The organism is [Clostridium] symbiosum ATCC 14940, assembly GCF_000466485.1.
In the GTDB taxonomy this organism is placed as follows: Bacteria; Bacillota; Clostridia; order Lachnospirales; family Lachnospiraceae; genus Otoolea; species Otoolea symbiosa.
The window spans coordinates 15,881-32,882 of sequence record NZ_KE993021.1; the positions used below are offsets into that span (position 1 = coordinate 15,881).

The 17,002-nt window shown below is 41.5% G+C and carries 17 protein-coding genes; 2 read left to right on the top strand and 15 right to left on the bottom strand.

The features are described 5' to 3' along the window. Positions 1 to 66: 66 nt before the first annotated feature. From CLOSYM_RS19495 to CLOSYM_RS19555, 13 genes are all read right to left on the bottom strand, one after another. Positions 67 to 1,104 carry a thiamine pyrophosphate-binding protein gene (locus tag CLOSYM_RS19495; RefSeq protein WP_242828710.1) on the bottom strand — a complete coding sequence of 346 codons (1,038 nt, stop codon included), beginning with the start codon at positions 1,102 to 1,104 and terminating at the stop codon, positions 67 to 69. A gap of 28 nt (positions 1,105 to 1,132) precedes the next feature. Continuing rightward, complete coding sequence (locus CLOSYM_RS19500) at positions 1,133 to 1,666, bottom strand: thiamine pyrophosphate-binding protein (protein ID WP_003508167.1); 534 nt, start codon at positions 1,664 to 1,666, stop codon at positions 1,133 to 1,135. Between the two features lie 35 nt (positions 1,667 to 1,701). Then, positions 1,702 to 2,505, bottom strand: a complete 804-nt coding sequence (locus tag CLOSYM_RS19505) for an IspD/TarI family cytidylyltransferase (RefSeq protein WP_242828711.1) — start codon at positions 2,503 to 2,505, stop codon at positions 1,702 to 1,704. Further along, complete coding sequence (locus CLOSYM_RS19510) at positions 2,427 to 3,485, bottom strand: pyridoxal phosphate-dependent aminotransferase (protein WP_003508169.1); 1,059 nt, start codon at positions 3,483 to 3,485, stop codon at positions 2,427 to 2,429. The genes CLOSYM_RS19505 and CLOSYM_RS19510 overlap by 79 nt, the downstream gene beginning before the upstream one ends. 139 nt (positions 3,486 to 3,624) lie before the next feature. Next, on the bottom strand, positions 3,625 to 4,773 hold the full coding sequence (locus tag CLOSYM_RS19515) for an EpsG family protein (RefSeq protein WP_003508170.1): 1,149 nt from the start codon (positions 4,771 to 4,773) through the stop codon (positions 3,625 to 3,627). Positions 4,774 to 4,834: 61 nt separating this feature from the next. After that, on the bottom strand, positions 4,835 to 5,992 hold the full coding sequence (locus tag CLOSYM_RS19520) for a CDP-glycerol glycerophosphotransferase family protein (protein ID WP_003508171.1): 1,158 nt from the start codon (positions 5,990 to 5,992) through the stop codon (positions 4,835 to 4,837). Between the two features lie 131 nt (positions 5,993 to 6,123). Beyond that, entirely contained in the window at positions 6,124 to 6,978 is an 855-nt protein-coding gene (locus tag CLOSYM_RS19525) for an SDR family oxidoreductase (RefSeq protein ID WP_003508172.1), read from the bottom strand. A gap of 1 nt (position 6,979) precedes the next feature. Beyond that, positions 6,980 to 8,020: a polysaccharide biosynthesis protein gene (locus tag CLOSYM_RS19530; RefSeq protein WP_003508179.1), complete on the bottom strand. Its 1,041-nt coding sequence runs from the start codon at positions 8,018 to 8,020 to the stop codon at positions 6,980 to 6,982. Beyond that, on the bottom strand, positions 8,017 to 9,219 hold the full coding sequence (locus CLOSYM_RS19535; RefSeq protein WP_003498868.1) for a glycosyltransferase family 4 protein: 1,203 nt from the start codon (positions 9,217 to 9,219) through the stop codon (positions 8,017 to 8,019). Before CLOSYM_RS19535 ends, CLOSYM_RS19530 begins: the two co-directional genes overlap by 4 nt. Before the next feature lie 80 nt (positions 9,220 to 9,299). Then, entirely contained in the window at positions 9,300 to 10,238 is a 939-nt protein-coding gene (locus CLOSYM_RS19540; protein WP_003508180.1) for an NAD-dependent epimerase/dehydratase family protein, read from the bottom strand. Beyond that, complete coding sequence (locus CLOSYM_RS19545; protein ID WP_003498872.1) at positions 10,235 to 10,858, bottom strand: sugar transferase; 624 nt, start codon at positions 10,856 to 10,858, stop codon at positions 10,235 to 10,237. Before CLOSYM_RS19545 ends, CLOSYM_RS19540 begins: the two co-directional genes overlap by 4 nt. Positions 10,859 to 10,883: 25 nt before the next feature. Then, positions 10,884 to 11,447 (bottom strand): transcription termination/antitermination NusG family protein, encoded by a 564-nt coding sequence (locus CLOSYM_RS19550; protein WP_003508185.1) that lies wholly within the window; start codon positions 11,445 to 11,447, stop codon positions 10,884 to 10,886. 150 nt (positions 11,448 to 11,597) lie between these two features. Further along, on the bottom strand, positions 11,598 to 12,176 hold the full coding sequence (locus CLOSYM_RS19555; protein WP_003498876.1) for a transcription termination/antitermination NusG family protein: 579 nt from the start codon (positions 12,174 to 12,176) through the stop codon (positions 11,598 to 11,600). A gap of 477 nt (positions 12,177 to 12,653) precedes the next feature. Here CLOSYM_RS19555 and CLOSYM_RS19560 point away from each other — a divergent pair, with 477 nt between their 5' ends. Continuing rightward, complete coding sequence (locus tag CLOSYM_RS19560; protein ID WP_044902958.1) at positions 12,654 to 13,592, top strand: CPBP family intramembrane glutamic endopeptidase; 939 nt, start codon at positions 12,654 to 12,656, stop codon at positions 13,590 to 13,592. 5 nt (positions 13,593 to 13,597) lie between these two features. Here the strand turns inward: CLOSYM_RS19560 and spoIIP are convergent, their stop codons facing one another. Both spoIIP and gpr read right to left on the bottom strand, forming a co-directional pair. Continuing rightward, positions 13,598 to 14,806: a stage II sporulation protein P gene (gene spoIIP / locus CLOSYM_RS19565; protein ID WP_044902964.1), complete on the bottom strand. Its 1,209-nt coding sequence runs from the start codon at positions 14,804 to 14,806 to the stop codon at positions 13,598 to 13,600. 570 nt (positions 14,807 to 15,376) lie between these two features. Continuing rightward, positions 15,377 to 16,402: a GPR endopeptidase gene (gpr, locus tag CLOSYM_RS19570; protein ID WP_003498883.1), complete on the bottom strand. Its 1,026-nt coding sequence runs from the start codon at positions 16,400 to 16,402 to the stop codon at positions 15,377 to 15,379. Positions 16,403 to 16,616: 214 nt separating this feature from the next. Here gpr and rpsT point away from each other — a divergent pair, with 214 nt between their 5' ends. Then, positions 16,617 to 16,880 (top strand): 30S ribosomal protein S20, encoded by a 264-nt coding sequence (gene rpsT, locus CLOSYM_RS19575; protein WP_003498885.1) that lies wholly within the window; start codon positions 16,617 to 16,619, stop codon positions 16,878 to 16,880. Positions 16,881 to 17,002 lie beyond the last annotated feature (122 nt).

Sequence of the window (17,002 nt, forward strand, 5' to 3'; positions counted from 1 at the left end):
CTCCCCCATAGATATCGATGAACATTTTATTACCATATACCACGCGGCTATTTATTTAAAATTAAATCATCTTCCTAAAATTCTTTTCACGCTGCTTACAACAGCGTTGTCCAGTTCCGGTCTGATTACCTGTGTTTCAAACTTGATCTTCGGAGTCAACAGACTGTTCTCAGGCAACGGAATATCGAACAAACAAGGCTCATTGTCCGCGACCCAAGATGCGTACTTATCAAGTTCATCATATGAACTCAGTTTTACTGCCCTAATCCCATATGCTTCAGCTATTCTGTCAAATGCCGGAACGGTATATCCACTACCAGCCGTTGTATTAGCGAAGCGGTCTTTGTGCTCCAGATGCTGTGTTTCACTGATTTTCCCGAGCACTCTGTTATTCAGAATAAATATCTTAATAGGTAAATTTTCCCGTTTTACAGTCTCTAACTCTTGAATATTCATTTGAAAGCCTCCGTCTCCGGTGACACAATAAGATACCTTACTGCCCATCGAAATGCAGGAGCCAATCGCATAAGGGAGACCGCACCCCATGGTTCCATAACCTCCGCTGATATGTATCCGTCCTTTATACCCTTTCAGAACCAACGACTGTGCACACCAACACTGATTCATTCCTACATCAACGGAGACAACAGGATCCGGCGGAAGTAATGATGCAATTTTCTCTACCGCCATATTTCCCGGTTGCTTATCATAGTCCTCCAGTATTTTTTTCGCTTCCAGACATTGCGCTTTCCAGGCAGAATAATCGGCAACATCTTCCGCCAAAAGCATTCTCATAAAATCTCGAGCATCCGTCTGATACTTCTTCTCATCAACCTTAATATTCCGGCTCAGTTCATATTCATCTATATCGCAACGTACCAGGTCAGCCTTTGGGGCAAACTTTTTTGCTGTCCGTCCCACTTGACGGATACCGAGACGGGCTCCAACTGAAATAACTAAGTCACATTCATTTAGAATCATATTCGCTATACGGTTACCGTGGGTTCCAATATAGCCAATGTGAAGATCATCCTGCGCCAGATCAACACCATTCATTGTTGTCAGGACAGGGATATTCGTCTTCTTTGCAAACTCGTGAACCATGCTTACTGCGTCCGCGCTTCTGACGCCATTACCCACCAATAATATTGGCTTGTTGTATATCGAGCGGAAAATCAATGATAACGCCTCCCTTCCTTCCAAGCATGGCCATGTTATAAGCCCTGCTGGTGATATCTGGAAATCCTTCTGTACTGTTTGCTGTCACAGAGTATTTTGTAATGTTCCTTGTCATGGAAACAATATCCATTTCCTGAAAACCATTCTGACGGATGCCAGAAAAGCCCTTCATTTCATTCGTAGGTACGTTTCCGCAGATACCCATGAGCGGGAATCCATCAAACCACGCATCAGCCAGGCCTCCCAAAGCATTTACAGCACCGGGACCGGAAGTTGTAAAATAAACTCCCATATTCCCACTTGTCCTAGCAAAACCGACTGCCGCAAGAGCGCAGCCTTGTTCGTTATAGCAGACGTGCGTCTTTATTTCATCCTGACGTTTGTATAATGCATCCATAAACGGCACAATATAACCGCCGGCATAACCAAACACATCTGTTACGCCATGATTAATAAGAAATTCCACTAAATATTCTGAACAATTCATATCTCACTCACTCCCTTATTGTTGGATTGTAAGCTTTAGCTAAACAGCAATTCCTCGGGAACCTTCATCAAGGCTTCGAACAAAGCCAAATCCTCTTTGGTTGTTATTTTAATGTTGCTGGTCGTTCCCTTGGCAAAGTACACCCGCTCCCCGCAATGTATGAGCAATGAGCTTGTGAAGGTAAAATTGTGCATGTTCTCTTCTTCGGCCTTTTCATAACATTCCAAAGCAAGTCCGTACCTGAATGCCTGTGGGGAAGCGGTCAGCATAACGTGCTCTCTATCCACATCAGCAATTCCAGACTCAAAATCTTCTGTGTAAACGATTGGAGGATGGCACGCAATGGATGATGAAGCATTACCTTTTTCATGAGATACTCGGATTACTTCATCAATCGCTTTTTGTGGTAGTATAGGTCGTACAGCATCATGAACAATGATATAATCATCCGAGTCGATCTTGTCTTTCAAAAAGAACACGCCATTGCGAATAGAATCATGTCCGGTACTGCCGCCTTCTATAATCCATCGCACCTTGGTCAGCGAGTATTTCTCAACAAGAGAACGAAGATTGTCAATCCACTCCGGTACACAAACAATAACAATACTCTCAATCTGCGGATTACATTGGAATCTTTCGGCTGTATGAACAATGATCGGTCTTCCCTCTACCACAATGAACTGCTTCGGAATATCAGTCTGCATTCGCTTCCCGATACCGCCTGCCAATAAGATCACATAATTTTTCATACTCATATCTTTCAAGCCTTGTCTATCTCTAGCAACATATCCATAAAAGTTTCCATATATTTTTTGTGTGCAATTGTCAAGCGCAGCCATCCTGTGAGACCATCCTTGCCACATAGGATTAGTATGTTTTTTTCTTTCAGGAGATCGGTCAGCTCTCTGGAAGTTTTGTACTTTGGCTTAATGCAAATATAACACCCTTCGGAAGGAAGTGTCTCGTATCCGTTCTCAGCCAGAGCCTTGTTGATGTAATCCTTGCCCTCCAAATACTGTTTCTTCAACTCTGTAATCAACCTGTCGTGATTATCCACAATAGCCTCAGCAAAAAGTAGTGCAATGGAGTTGACAGTGTAGTGGGGCTTATAGTTATTGATGTACCTGATGTTCTCCGACGAGGACATGATGACACCGAGGCGAAGTGAAGGAATGGAAAGCATCTTAGAGAATGTCCGCAAGACAAACACATTATCATATTCCTTCACAAGATCGATGGATGTCTTATCATAGAAATAGTAATAGGCTTCATCAATGATAACGATAGCATCATAATTTCTGGCTTTTTCAATTATTTTAGTAATTTCATTTCTGCTGTAAACATTACCAATTGGCATGTTAGGATTAACAAGAACAACAATTCCAGTATTCTCGTTGATGGCACTTAAAGTGTTCTCTACTTTATAGGAGAAATCACCTTCATATTCGAGCTGCCTGACGTTCATGCCAATCATTTTCGAATATACCTCATACATTGCGAAAGAAGGGGTCACGCAAAGAATATCTTTCCCGGGTTCTCCGAAAACTTTAATGATATATCCCATGCCCACCGTGCTTCCATCTGTGAAAGTAACATTCTCCTTCTCTAAGCCAAGCATTCTGGCATACTTCATGGTTGGGACTGTTTCCTCGGGATAGATAGACAGAAATTCAGGCGTCACTCTGTCCATTACGGATTCAAACAGCCACTGCGGAACACCATCCGGGTTCTCATTCTGATCCAAGCGTATATAAGCTCCTCTTCCCTCAGGCTGCGGAACGCGATAGGTATTTTTAATCTTTTCATTGACGTAATACATGGCAGATCTCCTTTTCTTTATAGATTACAAAATAGAAACAAATAAAATACTGAAATAACCTAAATTCCACCAAATTAACGATTTTTAATTATCTGAAACTCAGTCTGGCATACAAATATTTCATTTTATATCATCAATATTAAGAAAATATCCAAACATAAGGCAGTGAATCTCCTTGATCATTGACAATCGCATAATAAGCAAAATAAAATACAAACCAAGCGATGTAATATAGATATAAAATTGCTTTCTTCTGCTTGTTTTGAATCTTTGACAATACTAAAGGAACAAATATAACTAATGCTATCTGGGAATATCTGGCGAATCTAGTATACCAAGTATTAAATAATCCCAGCATTCGCAAAGGCACTTCCATAACGCAGATTCGAAATAAAATATCAGTATTCTCAGCATCGAATATTTCTTTTCCACATAATATTATCAGAGGAAGTAGCACTGGTATGACATGCAATGCCCACGTCCAGCTAATGGTCATAGTCATACTTGCTGAATACTGAAATGTAGCGAAATATCGCTCAAAGAGAGAAATATGACTAAGTATCTCAAGCAAAAATTTACACAATAACGGGAATGACAGAATCATTGCGATAAGAACAATATTGCGGATTCCGTCAACACCTTTATATTTGTACCGTTTCAGAAACACCATAGCCAAACAAAAAAGAGCAGTTTGATGAAATAGCGAGGCCAAAAGCACCATCAACACAAACGTTTTTGTCCTGTTCTGGATTAAAAACTTATACCCGATTAGAATCAGAACAATCGCAATGGCAAATCTCATGCCGTTCAATGCGTATATATATTGTGTTGATAAATAAATAAACAAAGCAAAAGCAAAATTAATTTGCTTTGAATAATCTTTAATTGCAATAAGAAGCAGGGTAAATAATAGTATTCCTGTTCCCCATAGCAGCCATCTAAAAGACGGAAATATTTTGTTTAAGGCATAATATCCAGGTTCAATATAAAAATAGCTAAAATTCTGGTTGTGTAGGCTCCAATAATCACATATCGATGTTCCGTGTACCGCGTTATAAATTTGCTCATAGTTAAAATAATCTGTGCCAATACCATAGCGTAAACCGAACATAGCTATTACCGGGAAAACAGGCAGACACCCATTAATGCAATATGTAAATGTATTTATTTTCACAACACCTGCTGATAAGTATCTAGTCTTCGCGGTGTTATGAATCTTCTGAAAAATTGCTGCCATTATTAAACTTACTGCGAAAACAGCAAGATATACTAATACGTCTAAAATCATGAGGATATTCTCCGAATCTTAGATTTTAAATTCACAATCTAATTATTAAGTTCGATATTTATCAATGTTGTTCTATGAGCTTCAATAAAATTTCGCATGCATTACCATTTTCAAAGCTTCCAGATGCTTTATGATGCTCTTTAACTCGTTGAATGTACTTATTTTCATCATATTCCAGGATGATTTTTCGCATCTCTTCATTATTGTGTGCAATCGGGTATGGCCAATCGGATGATGGCATGTAAAATCCTCTCTCCTCTTCATACTGTTTGATATCAGGAGCATATAGAAAAATCGGCCTGTACGTAAAAGAATAGTCCCATATCAACGATGAATAGTCTGAAATTACTACATCTGCGCAACATATCAGTTCTTGCATATCAGGGTAGCTCGTGCAATTTATAACATTCAATTTACTCATATCTATGTTTGCAAGTTTAGGATGAAGCCTAATTCCACACACCCATTTACAATGATACCTTTCTTCAAGTGTGCTGATGAGCATACCCGGATCAAGTTCGATGTAATTCTTTACAGCACCCAGATCGGAAAACTCATTCTCTTTTGATCTAAATGTAGGAGCAAATAGAATAAATTTGGTATTATCCGGAATCGCATAATATTTCCTTACTTTCTTTTTTATGCTGTCATGGTCAATAAATAGAATATCGTTTCTAGGTAATCCTGCGCGAATAATCTCTTCTGGCTTATATCCCATGGACTTTGCTTCAAATGCCGAGAAATACTCACAAGAAGATAATATGAAGTCAGTGTTATTAGCATTCATCTCTGCCTGCTTTTTATACCAGTAATTATCATAAACATCCGTACTGGTTTTTTTGTATGGTCCTCCTCCATGCCATGTACTAATGATCCGTTGTTTTTTCCTTTTAGGTAAGTAAGATACTCCTCCAGCATTCGTTATAATTATGCCGCTTGTGATTATTTCCTTGAAATACTTAAAAGAACCTGGAACCACAATAACATCATCAGAATATACTGAGGGCGGTGCTCCATCTTTTATGGGAAATACAATTTTATACTCTTTCTTTGACAAATTATGTAAATAGATATCAAAATATTTTAAGCTATCGCCAAAAGTATATGATAATTCATTTAGCAAAGTTATTTTTTTTTCATTTAACGGAAACAGCCAAAAGAAATGCAGTATAGCCTTGGTAAAGACTTTTTTTAGATAGTTTACATATTCTCTATTCATCAGCAACACGCGCCTCTCTTTTTTATATATAGAATATTATTTATACAGGTGATTTGATTTTCACATTGAACCCCATTTTGTTTCACTTGAGTGAACACGTATTTTCGCTTATTATGTTTTCATAATTAACTTCACAAATCATAATGCAGATACAGTTCTTTATGGCTCCTCATCCAATCAGCCAGTTCTGCCACCATCTGCTCATAGTCTGGTATTCTATAACTAAAATCCCATCTGGTCCGTTTCAATGATTTATCTGCCGCCATCTTGCTAACAGGCACGACTGTCACCTTTTCCTTACGAATATACTTATTAAACAACCGTAACAAATCACACTTGGATATACTGGCGTCTGGTACTGTGTTGTATAATCCGTGTGCCCTCTCCTTTGCTGCCGCTTCCATTGTCATAGCAAGCTGAAGTGTTGTCTGACCAGTCCACATTGCTCCTGTATAGCCAGTCACTTCGCCATGCTGTTGCATGAACCAATTTAGAAGTCCAATACCATTTTGATTTATATCGGGTCCAACAATTGAATTTCGAAGAGTGATGTTCTTATCATCCTCCAATTCCCCAAGAGCCTTAGTACGGTCATAGAATGTACCCCCATCACGAAAATCATCTTCGGTATAATGCCCTCGTTTCCCACTAAATACACAATCCGTACTCATATGAATAACTTGGGTATCTGTTCCATCTGTAAACATGGCAAGTTGATGCGGAAAGAAAGAGTTTAGGTACACTGCATTTGCCTTATGCTCTTCGCAAACTTGATTTAAAAGGCCAATACAGTTAATAACTGAATCAAACTTATTTACACCAACGAGATCCCTTATAAATGTTGCATCCATAGCATCACCAACGATAGAGTTTACCAAGGGAGACTTTGTAAGAGCAACCCCCAGAACATCGTGCCCCCGCTCTTTCAGATAAAGGCTTATCATATGACCTGCCATGCCATTACACCCAAGAACTAAAAATTTCATATTATTCTCCCTTACGCTCTTTCCATGCCTTCAACTCATTGATAACCATTTCACATGTAAGAAGTTTCTTTTTCACTCCTTCAACGTCCAGCAGGTTTGTATTATTAGAATTGAATTCAGACAAACTACTCCGTTTAATATTCCCCTGCGAAAGATATTTCTCGTAATTAAGGTTGCGATTATCGGCTACAACTCTATAAAATCTACCGCAATCCTCTGCTCTTGCGCATTCTTCATTAGTCAATAAGGTTTCGTACATCTTCTCGCCATGTCTGATTCCAATTGTTTGAACCGGATAATCAGGCATTCCAAAGAGTTCTTTGATTGCCTGGGTTAAATCTGATATTGTGCTTGCATCCGCTTTTTGAACAAATAAATCACCTTGTGAGCCGTGTTCAAAGGCATAGAGAACCAGATCCACAGCCTCATCCAGATTCATAATAAATCTTGTCATGCTGCCATTCGTAACCGTCAACGGAAGGCCTTCTTTAATTTTATCAATAAACAAAGGAATAACGGAGCCTCTCGATGCCATTACATTTCCGTATCGAGTACAGCAAATTCGAGTTCTTCGGGGATCTGCGTTTCTTGCCTTCGCTATAATAACCTTTTCCATCATGGCCTTACTTGTACCCATAGCATTAATGGGATACGCTGCCTTGTCAGTAGACAAGCAAACAACTTTATGTACACCGGCCTCAATGGCGGCCGTCAATACATTATCAGTTCCTATTACATTTGTCTTAACTGCCTCTAAGGGGAAAAACTCGCAAGAAGGAACCTGTTTTAGAGCTGCGGCGTGGAATATATACTCTACACCATTAATTGCGGAGCGAATTGTATTTATATCTCTGACATCTCCAATATAAAATTTAAGTTTATCACTATTGTAATGATGTCGCATTTCATCCTGTTTTTTCTCGTCACGGGAAAAAATACGAATTTCTTTTATATCTGTATTAACGAAACGCTCCAGCACTGCGTTTCCAAAAGACCCCGTTCCCCCAGTAATTAACAAAATACTATCTTTAAAGATGCTCATGCTTTATATTTCCACCCTTTCTGAAGTTCCTCAAGCATATCTAATAATCTGTCATTATTTTTATCTTTCGAGTAAACCCTATCAGCAAACTCTCTTGTGTCTTCCCGATAAGCCTTAAGACAGCTTTTGTCTTTTGAAATTTCATTTATTATGTCTATCGCATCATTGATTTCATTTTGAGTAAATGAATATCCGATGTGGTTATCCTTAAAAAGCATATAATACCCAGACTTCTCAACAATGTTTATAACCGGTTTTCCAACTGCCAGTGATAATGCCATCTTGCTCGGCACATTATTACCAATAACACCGTGATGAAGTGGAATTATCTCCATATCACAATAACTGTATATTTCACTCATCCGCTCCTGTTTTTGCCATCCGAAAAACTTTATATTTGAACCCTGCGTTCTGTTTTTAAGTTCCTCAATTTTTACACCCTGACCGACAATGTGAAATTCAACAGTCTTATTATCTTTCAGCGCATTCACAAGCTCAACAAACTCATCCAGACCAAAAACCTGTCCCACATTTCCGGCATATTGGATAATCAATTTAGAAGTATCAATGTTATATTCTTTAACAAAAGTGTTTACGTCTGGTGCTATATATCTGATGCTATCCGAGTCATACCAGGTGTTTACGATAAAAAGTTTATTGGGGTCAGTTTTCTCCTTGACAAGAACATCTCGCATGTCATCAGAAACAACTATGATTCTGTCTGCTAATTTAAAACCGATGCGCTGGATTCTTTTAAGTATATAGTCAAGTATCTTACTTTTAACAACGCCCAGTTCAAAAGCTGACCCGGGAAACACATCGTGAATGTTATATATAATTGGCTTGCCATATTTTTTTAATCTTCGAATAGTAAATGATACAGTTGGAACAGACTGTACGAAAAATAAATCAACATCCAAATCTTTTGCCAATTTAGTTGATTCTCGCACAAAACTAAGTCCATACAGATATCTGCCTATAAAGTTCGTCTTTTTCGTTTCTTTAAGCTCAATCGTATGGCATTGGAAATTATGTTGAGCAAGTTGCGGAGGATAATCCGGATTATCTCGAACAGAAACCGCCTCTATTAAATCAACGGAATGTCCTCTCTGAAGCATTTTTTCAATCGTGGTACATAACAAATGATTCGATCCATTATTTCCGGCAAATCCACTCTCATATATGAAAGCTATTCGCATTTTTCTTTCTCCTTTGTCAACCTAATATTCGTAACTATGAAGCACACTGAATAACTCCAAGGGAATACTAAATTATGTTTTCATTTATTCTGCAAATACTCCTTAACTTCATCAACAATACCAATCCGAAACATCCTGGGGTTATATCCGAAATCTCTTGTTGCATCATCATGATCATATACTCTTGGCTCACAAAGCCTTTGAACTTTCTCTCTATAATCAATACGACCAAAGGACGCGCAATACAATCCCCAGGCACCACCGTAAGCGATCCAGAATGGACAGCTGATGAATATGACTTTCTTTCCAAGGTTCTCCCCGATTACGGTGAGCATATCCCGAAGTTGAATTATCTCGCCGCCTGAAAGATTGTAATTATGGCCGCAAGTTTTCTCATTCATTAGAACATCATAATATGCTTTTCCGAGATCCTTATAATGAACCGGCTGAAGTTCAAACCTCGCACTTCTGACAATTGGCATAATCGGAAATTTATCCACTAATGAAATAAATTTCACCACATTCATATCATGAATGTTTCCGTAAATCATAGTCGGGCGCAAAATTGTCAGGATAATGTTGTTCTCTTTGCATTGTTTTTCTACATAATCATCAATGTGTCTGTATTCTTCCCCTGCCGCTTTGTACTTACTATAGATACCTGTTGTGTGTACAAGGATGAGCCGTCTTATATTGTTATACGCAGCAGCGTTAACTATTTCTCTCGACCAGTGGATACCCGCAACATGAATTAGCGTATCACAGCCACTGAGCGAATCAGATAGAAAACTTTCATCAGTAATCTCTCCCCGTTTTATGGTCACATCCGGAAGCAATTTCTCTACTTTTTCTGTCTTTGATGTTTCACGACAGATAACCACAATTCCACCCGGAAATAAAGTTTTCACTTTATCCAGATTTGACGCTATATGATCTATCAGTACTCCTCCTGACTTTAAACCGGTGACCCCGATGAGGACGAGTTTGACATTTGTCATAATGTGTGGTATTTGATTCATACTCTATCTCTTTCTCCTCTTTTTTTCATCTCCCCAGTTCCGCCTTCAACTACTCCGTCGTGCCTGAACACCGACAGAATCGTGCCCAAAAAACAGATACAGTCAAACTGGAAGCTCAGCCGCTTCACATACTCCCCGTCCATCCTGGCTTTCACTGGGATCTCCAGCTCGTCCCTTCCGTTGATCTGCGCCCATCCGGTCAACCCCGGCATCACACCATTGGCCCCATATTTATCCCTCTCCGCGATCAGATCATACTGATTCCAAAGAGCCGGCCTGGGACCGATAATACTCATATCACCTTTCAAGATATTAATAATCTGCGGCAGTTCGTCCAGTGACGTCTTCCGCAGAAATTTTCCCACCTTCGTTATGTATTGCTCCGGATCCGCCAGCATGTGCGTCGGCATATCTTTCGGCGTATCGGTACGCATTGTCCGGAACTTCAAAATATTAAAATGAGTTTTATGAATCCCCACTCTTTTTTGTTTGAACAGAACCGGTCCGGAAGAATCTTTTTTTATCGCTATAATAATCAATAAAAAAAAGGGCGATAAAATCATCAGCCCCAGACCGGATAAACAAATATCTAACCATCTTTTTATATATTTCTGATACATTCTTCTATCACATGCCTCCCCGTATTTACCTGTCCTTTTTTAGTCTTATACCAAACACCAGCGTTCTCTCCTCCCCCAGCATCCGTGTCTTTACCACCGCATACCGCTTATGAAGATTTAACCTGACATCATCGCTGGCAAAGCAGGAAAGCGCTCCTTCCATTGAACGAATCCCGCCGTCCAGTTCCGTCTCCACAACCGTCAGCTTCACGGTCGCATCATCAGCTCTTTCCATCCGTTCTATCGCAGGTTCATCTGCCATTTCCCCGCTGCCGCCGGTTATCATTCTAAGGAATTTCTCCTCTTCCTTCTTCACCGGAACGAATTCATCCGTTCCAGTCCCCAGCAGTCTTGAGAATTTCGGCACCGCCTTCAGATCCATATAGAGCCGTTCCGGCTCCTCCGTGTCTATAAAAACATAGCCGGGAAATAGCGGCCGCACCTGTATCTGCCACTCGCCTCCCAGCCGTTTCATCCATTGTGCATATATTACAAAGCACGATTCATAGCGCTCCCGGCAAAGTATGTTCCTTATAAAGAGCATCAGTTCCTCTTCTTTCCCGGTCACAGTCTGAATTACATACCACATATTCCTGCTCCCTTTCTGCCTTAAAAAGACATAGCTTCGCCATCCCTGGAATTTTATTTGAAAAATCCCAGGATTATATTCACTATTATAACAATACCGTCCGGCTGCATGCCTCAATAGCTGTACAGCCCTCCTGTATATTTTACAAATTTATGAAACCAGAAACTGCATTTCCTCCTGCGCTATTCCCGGCCTCCCGTCATCCCGATCTACCAGGATCCTCTCATCGAATCCGATCCCCGCCCAGACTACTACCTCTTTTCTGGAAACAGGTATTCTGAGTTGGGCAAAACGACGGTGCCAATCATATTTGGCAATCTGATTCTCCAGTCCCTTAAGCGGGCCCTCTGTTATAAAAGACCTTCCCTTTTCTTTATCCTTATAACCGAAGGACATTTTGAGATAATGCCGCTCTCCGCAAAGCTTTCTGAGATATTCCTCTTCCTCCTCGTACACAGAAATTAAATATCCCGGTTCTTCCATGACTCTCAGAATCTTTCTGTAGGCCTCCAGCTCCTCCGACAGCTTGTCGGGCCGGCTGCTCTCCAGAAAAACGTATCCCGGAAACATTTCTTTTTCAACAAGTTTCCAGACTCCGTCTGTACGCCACAGCCTCTCGCAACGAAATGAGAACACTTCCTTAAGAGCATCCGCTGAAATATGCTGCCTGCAGGAGCGTATAATTTCGCCTTCCCGACCGGTTCTGCATTGTAAGACATACCAGCTCACAAAAGCCCTCCTTTTCTTCCAAAAGGTTCGCTTAACTGGTTATTAAGCGACTCTTTTTTTTTGCTAAAAGGGGGATTATCTTCATTTCACAGTAGAGACCCTATTCAGATTGCGCTTTGAAAACGCCTGTTTTGAATAAAAACCGGCATATAAGGAAGAAAAATAAGAAAATATTTTACATTTATTCCCTTAACATTCATTTTTTATCAGTTGACCATCCTCAGAAAGGGTGATATAATTTACAGGAATCGAGCGGAAATGATGAAAACCGTAAAAAAAGAGTCGCTTAATAACCAGTTAAGCGACTCTTTTTTGATTCACAATGATAATTTCACCATATGGACCACACCCGTTTCACGCATCTGCACAGTTTCCGTATCATCAAATAAATTTAACAAAATTATTGTACTTTCACTCAATAATCGTTATGATAGCATTAGAATGACTCATTATAATAAATCAAAAAGGTGGAAAATCATGAACTTTCTTCTAAACAATCCAGTAATTAAAAACAAACGCGGTCAGATTCGTTCCGGTTGGATTATCCTGCTTGTATCAGTGGCTTTGTATGGCATCAGCAACTTACTGACGTTTCTGTCCATAGAGGTATTACGAAAACTGCTGAGCGTCAGCGGTCATTATCCCTCTTCAGGTGAACAGCCGGATGCCGTCTTTTATTGGATAGATGATAATTTTTTACCAATCTACATGCAGATATTATATGATTCAGTTATGATACTGACGCCAATCGCCGCATGGTGTTTAGTGATGAAACGCTCTCTTTCCTCCATGGGGCTGAAGCCCGTCAAAATGAGATATAAGGAGTTATATGCCGGCATGTTCCTCGGCGCTCTCTGCTGTTTCATAGCATTTTTTATTGCAGTCGCCTCCGGCCAGGCAGTTGTCGAATCATGGAAACCATCCTTTTCAATCCTTCAGTTTTGGTGGCTCATTATCTTTGCACTCGTAGCCCTGGGAGAAGAAATCATGAACAGGGGATTTCTGATGTCCACCCTGCGCAGGGTGGGAAGCCTTCCTTTTATCGTGCTGGTTCCCTCTTTTATTTTTGGACTTTTACATCTGGGAAATAACGGGGTGACTTTTTTTTCCGTTTGTAACATCATTCTGGCAGGGCTGTTATTTTCTTATATGTATATAAGTTCAGGTAATATATGGATGTGCATCGGATATCACTTCACCTGGAACTCTTTCCAAGGCCTTGTCTTCGGTATGCCTGTCAGCGGAATTAACGTTACCGGAATGATTACAACACACTTTACTGCCGATAACTTTATCACAGGCGGTATCTTCGGAATAGAAGGCGGTATTTTAACGACGCTGGTAACCCTGCTTGGATTTTTATTTGTTAAATACTACTACCGCAAATCCACATATGATTTTATTAAAGATGTGTGAAGCTGCTAGCCTTCCGGCCTTACCACCATATCCAGCAGCTCCGCCAGAGGCTCCATCGCATTCCTGGCCTCTTCATATGTATTGTTCTGGGCGCCCACCTCAATCAGCGCCGAACACGGCCGGACATGCTGATTATAACGCAGGCCCTTCAAATAAATCTTTCTCGTAAATCCGGGGTAACAGGCGTCGGCACAGAGCTTCATCTGAAAACTGAACGCCATGTTATCCGCCCTATACGGATTTTTCAAATATTCAATCGGGCCTTCCGGAGTCTGGCTGGTTCCGTTAAAAAACATGATGGTAGCAGTCGGTTTTCCATTTATCTCTTTTACAAGATGCGTCGTCTCCTTCACGCCGTCCCTGTGAATATCGAGAACCACCTGAATTGACGGATATTTCTGTAAAATTGCCGTGACTCCTTCTAATGAATATGTATAAGCCTTGCTCCGATCCAGCTTTCCATCCCTAAGGTCATACACCGACGTGTCATGTATCACATTATAGCCTTTCTGCTGCAAAAGCTCCGTGAGGTAATTTCCTACCCCGACAATTGTTGCTTCTTTATTGCCCTCATGAAAATCGGTAAATTCCTCCTGGGAGTGTGTATGGTAAATCAAAATCTGGGGTTTATCGTTCCCCTGTGTGAGAGCAAAATTCTCAGATAAAAAAGTACCGGCGCTCATCATGTCCCTGCCGGCCGTCGTTGTGGGATGAACCGTATAAAAATGCTTCATCAGGAAATCATAGTCGGCAAGCTGCTCCGAAACATATTTGATCCCCGAAGCGCTGACAGTCCCTTTATTTAACAGCGCGTCACCGGCCGGACGACCGCCTGATATCCGGCTGCCGGCCTGATTTTGTCCTCCGGCGGTCTGTATTAAGTCTTCCTGTCCTTTTCCCTGGTTCTGCCCCTGTACCGCGCCATCTGTAAGTTCATTCTCTCCGTAAGCTCCGGAATTATCCGTCAGCTCTTCCGTATCCCTGTATGTAGTAACCCCTCCCGAAGTCAGTACGCTGCTGCCCTCCAAATCTCTCACAAGGCACTCATACTCTTTTAAAATCCGGCTGCTCTCCAGATAATCTGCATAAGAGGGATCCGGCTCCAGCTCCCTGCGGAGCTTTTCCTGTCCGCCTTCCGCCATCCTGTAGTAAGGTACCTGTTTCAGAATAAAACCGGCCAGCCGGCCGGCCATATCCTCTGCCTCATCTTTCATATTTCCATATCCTGCTTCAGAAAATCCGGCCGACGGATACCAGTTCTTCCATATAAAAAGGGCCGTCCTGCTCTCAAAGCCCCCCATTGAGCCCGTAATGATATTCCACGCGGCTGACGGCAGTCTCCCAACCGCCCTGCCTGCAAAAAAAGCAAACAAGAACAGGCACAGGATTGCTGCTGCCGGCCGGAATATGGATATTTTTCTGTTCCCTGCAATATACTCTCTGATAATTCTTATTTTTCCCGGCCTCATGTCTGTCCCGCCTTAAAAATTCTCTCCTTCTACCATTCTATGCAGAAGCCGGTTCTTTTTACCAGATTCTTTCCAATTTCTTCCTCCCTCGGACCTGTACGGGGTTACTGTTCATACGGTTGTGTTCCGCGAGGTGTTTTCGTGCGTATTCTGCACGAAAATCCCGAGTTGCACGGCGCGACGCGCTGAAAAGTAAACTTTTCACCACAATCAACGGCGTTTTCTTGCCGTTTCTGTGCATCGCGAAGCATGTTATTGTTTACGGCATGCCGCTTTTTGCATGGTGTGAACGGTAATCTGTACGGAACAGCCCTTTTAACTCTTCTTTCCGTACAACGCCCGGTGTATTCCCTCCGATACGGTAAAACTCAGCTGTTTCACCCTCTCGTCAATATCCTGGGGAGTCACAAACATCGGTCCGAATTCCGGCTCCATCAGCTCACGTATCAGTTCATACTGGCTTTCCGGATCCAAATCTTCCATATATTTTGCATAGCCTTCCGTACCGCTGTTCATAGCCAATGTATGGATCAATGCCTCAACAGTTCCATGAACGATCGCTGCTGCCCCCACTACAGTCGGTATTCCCAGGGCTGCAACGGGCACGCCAAGGCTGTCTTTCGTCATGCTGTGCCTGTGGTTTCCGACGCCTGAGCCCGGATGAATCCCCGTATCCGTGAGCTGGATTGTGGATGCGAGACGCCTCACATTCCTTGCCGCCAGGGCATCAATAGCCAATACCATGTCCGGCTTCGTCTCGTCTACTACTCCTTTTACAATTTCGGCCGTCTCCATTCCCGTCTGTGCCATAACTCCGGGAATAATTCCGCTCAATACAGGCAAATCATTTCTTTCACAGAAATCCTCGCCATACTCACCGAGAAAATGCCTGGTCATCTGCAGGTTATCCACGACCCGGGGACCGAGGGAATCCGGCGTCACCTGGATATTACCGAGTCCCACGACAAGAACTGAGGCTTTTTCTTTCTTATTCGGACACATTTTTTTAATCAGAAGATTCAATTGTTTTCCAAGCTCCTCGGCTACCTCTTCATGGTATCCGTCATCCTTTTCCGCCATATCCGGCACGTCAAGGGTCAGATATGTTCCCACCGGTTTTCCCATGGCCCGCGCTCCCTGCTCATCCATAATCGAAACTTCCGTCAACCTGATATGACTGTTTCTGTGGTGCCACTCCCGAAGCGCCACTCCCTTTATCTCCCCGCCGTCCCCGGCAAAGCTTTCCTGTTCTTCCACCGCCAGGTCGGTCCTGGCTTCAAATGACGGAAGCTCTCCTATTTTATTTTGATCGGTATTACTGTTATTCTTCCGGTTAAACATCGAAAATCTCCTTTCATGCCATCTCTTCCTAGTTTTTCTGTTTTTGTTCTAAAATATACCGGAAAAACTGTATAATTCCGGAAAATACATATTGACATCCCTGACTTTATTCGATAAAATACAATAGTATGTTTACATTGAACTGTCCGTGTCCAGGCTTTAATGCAAACCAAAGAATTGATAATATATGATATATCAGATGGAGGTGTACAGATTGGCTAACATTAAATCTGCAAAGAAGAGAATTTTAGTAGCTGAAACAAGAGCTGCAAGAAACAAAGCAATCAGATCCAAGGTTAAAACAGTTACCAAGAAAGTTGAAGCTGCTATTACTGCCGGTGACAAGGCTGCTGCACAGGCTGCATTATTAGTTGCTATCAGCGAGATTGACAAGGCTACTTCCAAGGGAGTTTACCACAAAAATACAGCTTCCCGCAAAGTATCCCGTTTATCTAAAGCCGTTAATGCAATGGCTTAATTTTTGGAACTTTCAATTTATACAATCAATTAACCCATTATAATAGAAAAAAGGTTTCCGCTTGGTGTGGCGGGAACCTTTTTTCTGTATGGAGATTTAACTGAGGCCCGGAGGACGCGTCC

Coding starts and splice junctions, on each gene's coding strand:
- CLOSYM_RS19530 (WP_003508179.1), bottom strand. CDS start 8,020: ATGAGCATCTTTAAAGATAGTATTTTGTTAATTACTGGGGGAACGGGG.
- CLOSYM_RS19505 (WP_242828711.1), bottom strand. CDS start 2,505: ATGGCTGCGCTTGACAATTGCACACAAAAAATATATGGAAACTTTTAT.
- CLOSYM_RS19495 (WP_242828710.1), bottom strand. CDS start 1,104: ATGGTTCACGAGTTTGCAAAGAAGACGAATATCCCTGTCCTGACAACA.
- gpr (WP_003498883.1), bottom strand. CDS start 16,402: ATGTTTAACCGGAAGAATAACAGTAATACCGATCAAAATAAAATAGGA.
- CLOSYM_RS19560 (WP_044902958.1), top strand. CDS start 12,654: ATGAACTTTCTTCTAAACAATCCAGTAATTAAAAACAAACGCGGTCAG.
- CLOSYM_RS19500 (WP_003508167.1), bottom strand. CDS start 1,666: ATGAATTGTTCAGAATATTTAGTGGAATTTCTTATTAATCATGGCGTA.
- CLOSYM_RS19540 (WP_003508180.1), bottom strand. CDS start 10,238: ATGAATCAAATACCACACATTATGACAAATGTCAAACTCGTCCTCATC.
- CLOSYM_RS19550 (WP_003508185.1), bottom strand. CDS start 11,447: ATGTGGTATGTAATTCAGACTGTGACCGGGAAAGAAGAGGAACTGATG.
- CLOSYM_RS19535 (WP_003498868.1), bottom strand. CDS start 9,219: ATGCGAATAGCTTTCATATATGAGAGTGGATTTGCCGGAAATAATGGA.
- CLOSYM_RS19515 (WP_003508170.1), bottom strand. CDS start 4,773: ATGATTTTAGACGTATTAGTATATCTTGCTGTTTTCGCAGTAAGTTTA.
- spoIIP (WP_044902964.1), bottom strand. CDS start 14,806: ATGAAAGATGAGGCAGAGGATATGGCCGGCCGGCTGGCCGGTTTTATT.
- CLOSYM_RS19520 (WP_003508171.1), bottom strand. CDS start 5,992: ATGAATAGAGAATATGTAAACTATCTAAAAAAAGTCTTTACCAAGGCT.
- CLOSYM_RS19525 (WP_003508172.1), bottom strand. CDS start 6,978: ATGAAATTTTTAGTTCTTGGGTGTAATGGCATGGCAGGTCATATGATA.
- CLOSYM_RS19510 (WP_003508169.1), bottom strand. CDS start 3,485: ATGTATTACGTCAATGAAAAGATTAAAAATACCTATCGCGTTCCGCAG.
- CLOSYM_RS19545 (WP_003498872.1), bottom strand. CDS start 10,858: ATGTATCAGAAATATATAAAAAGATGGTTAGATATTTGTTTATCCGGT.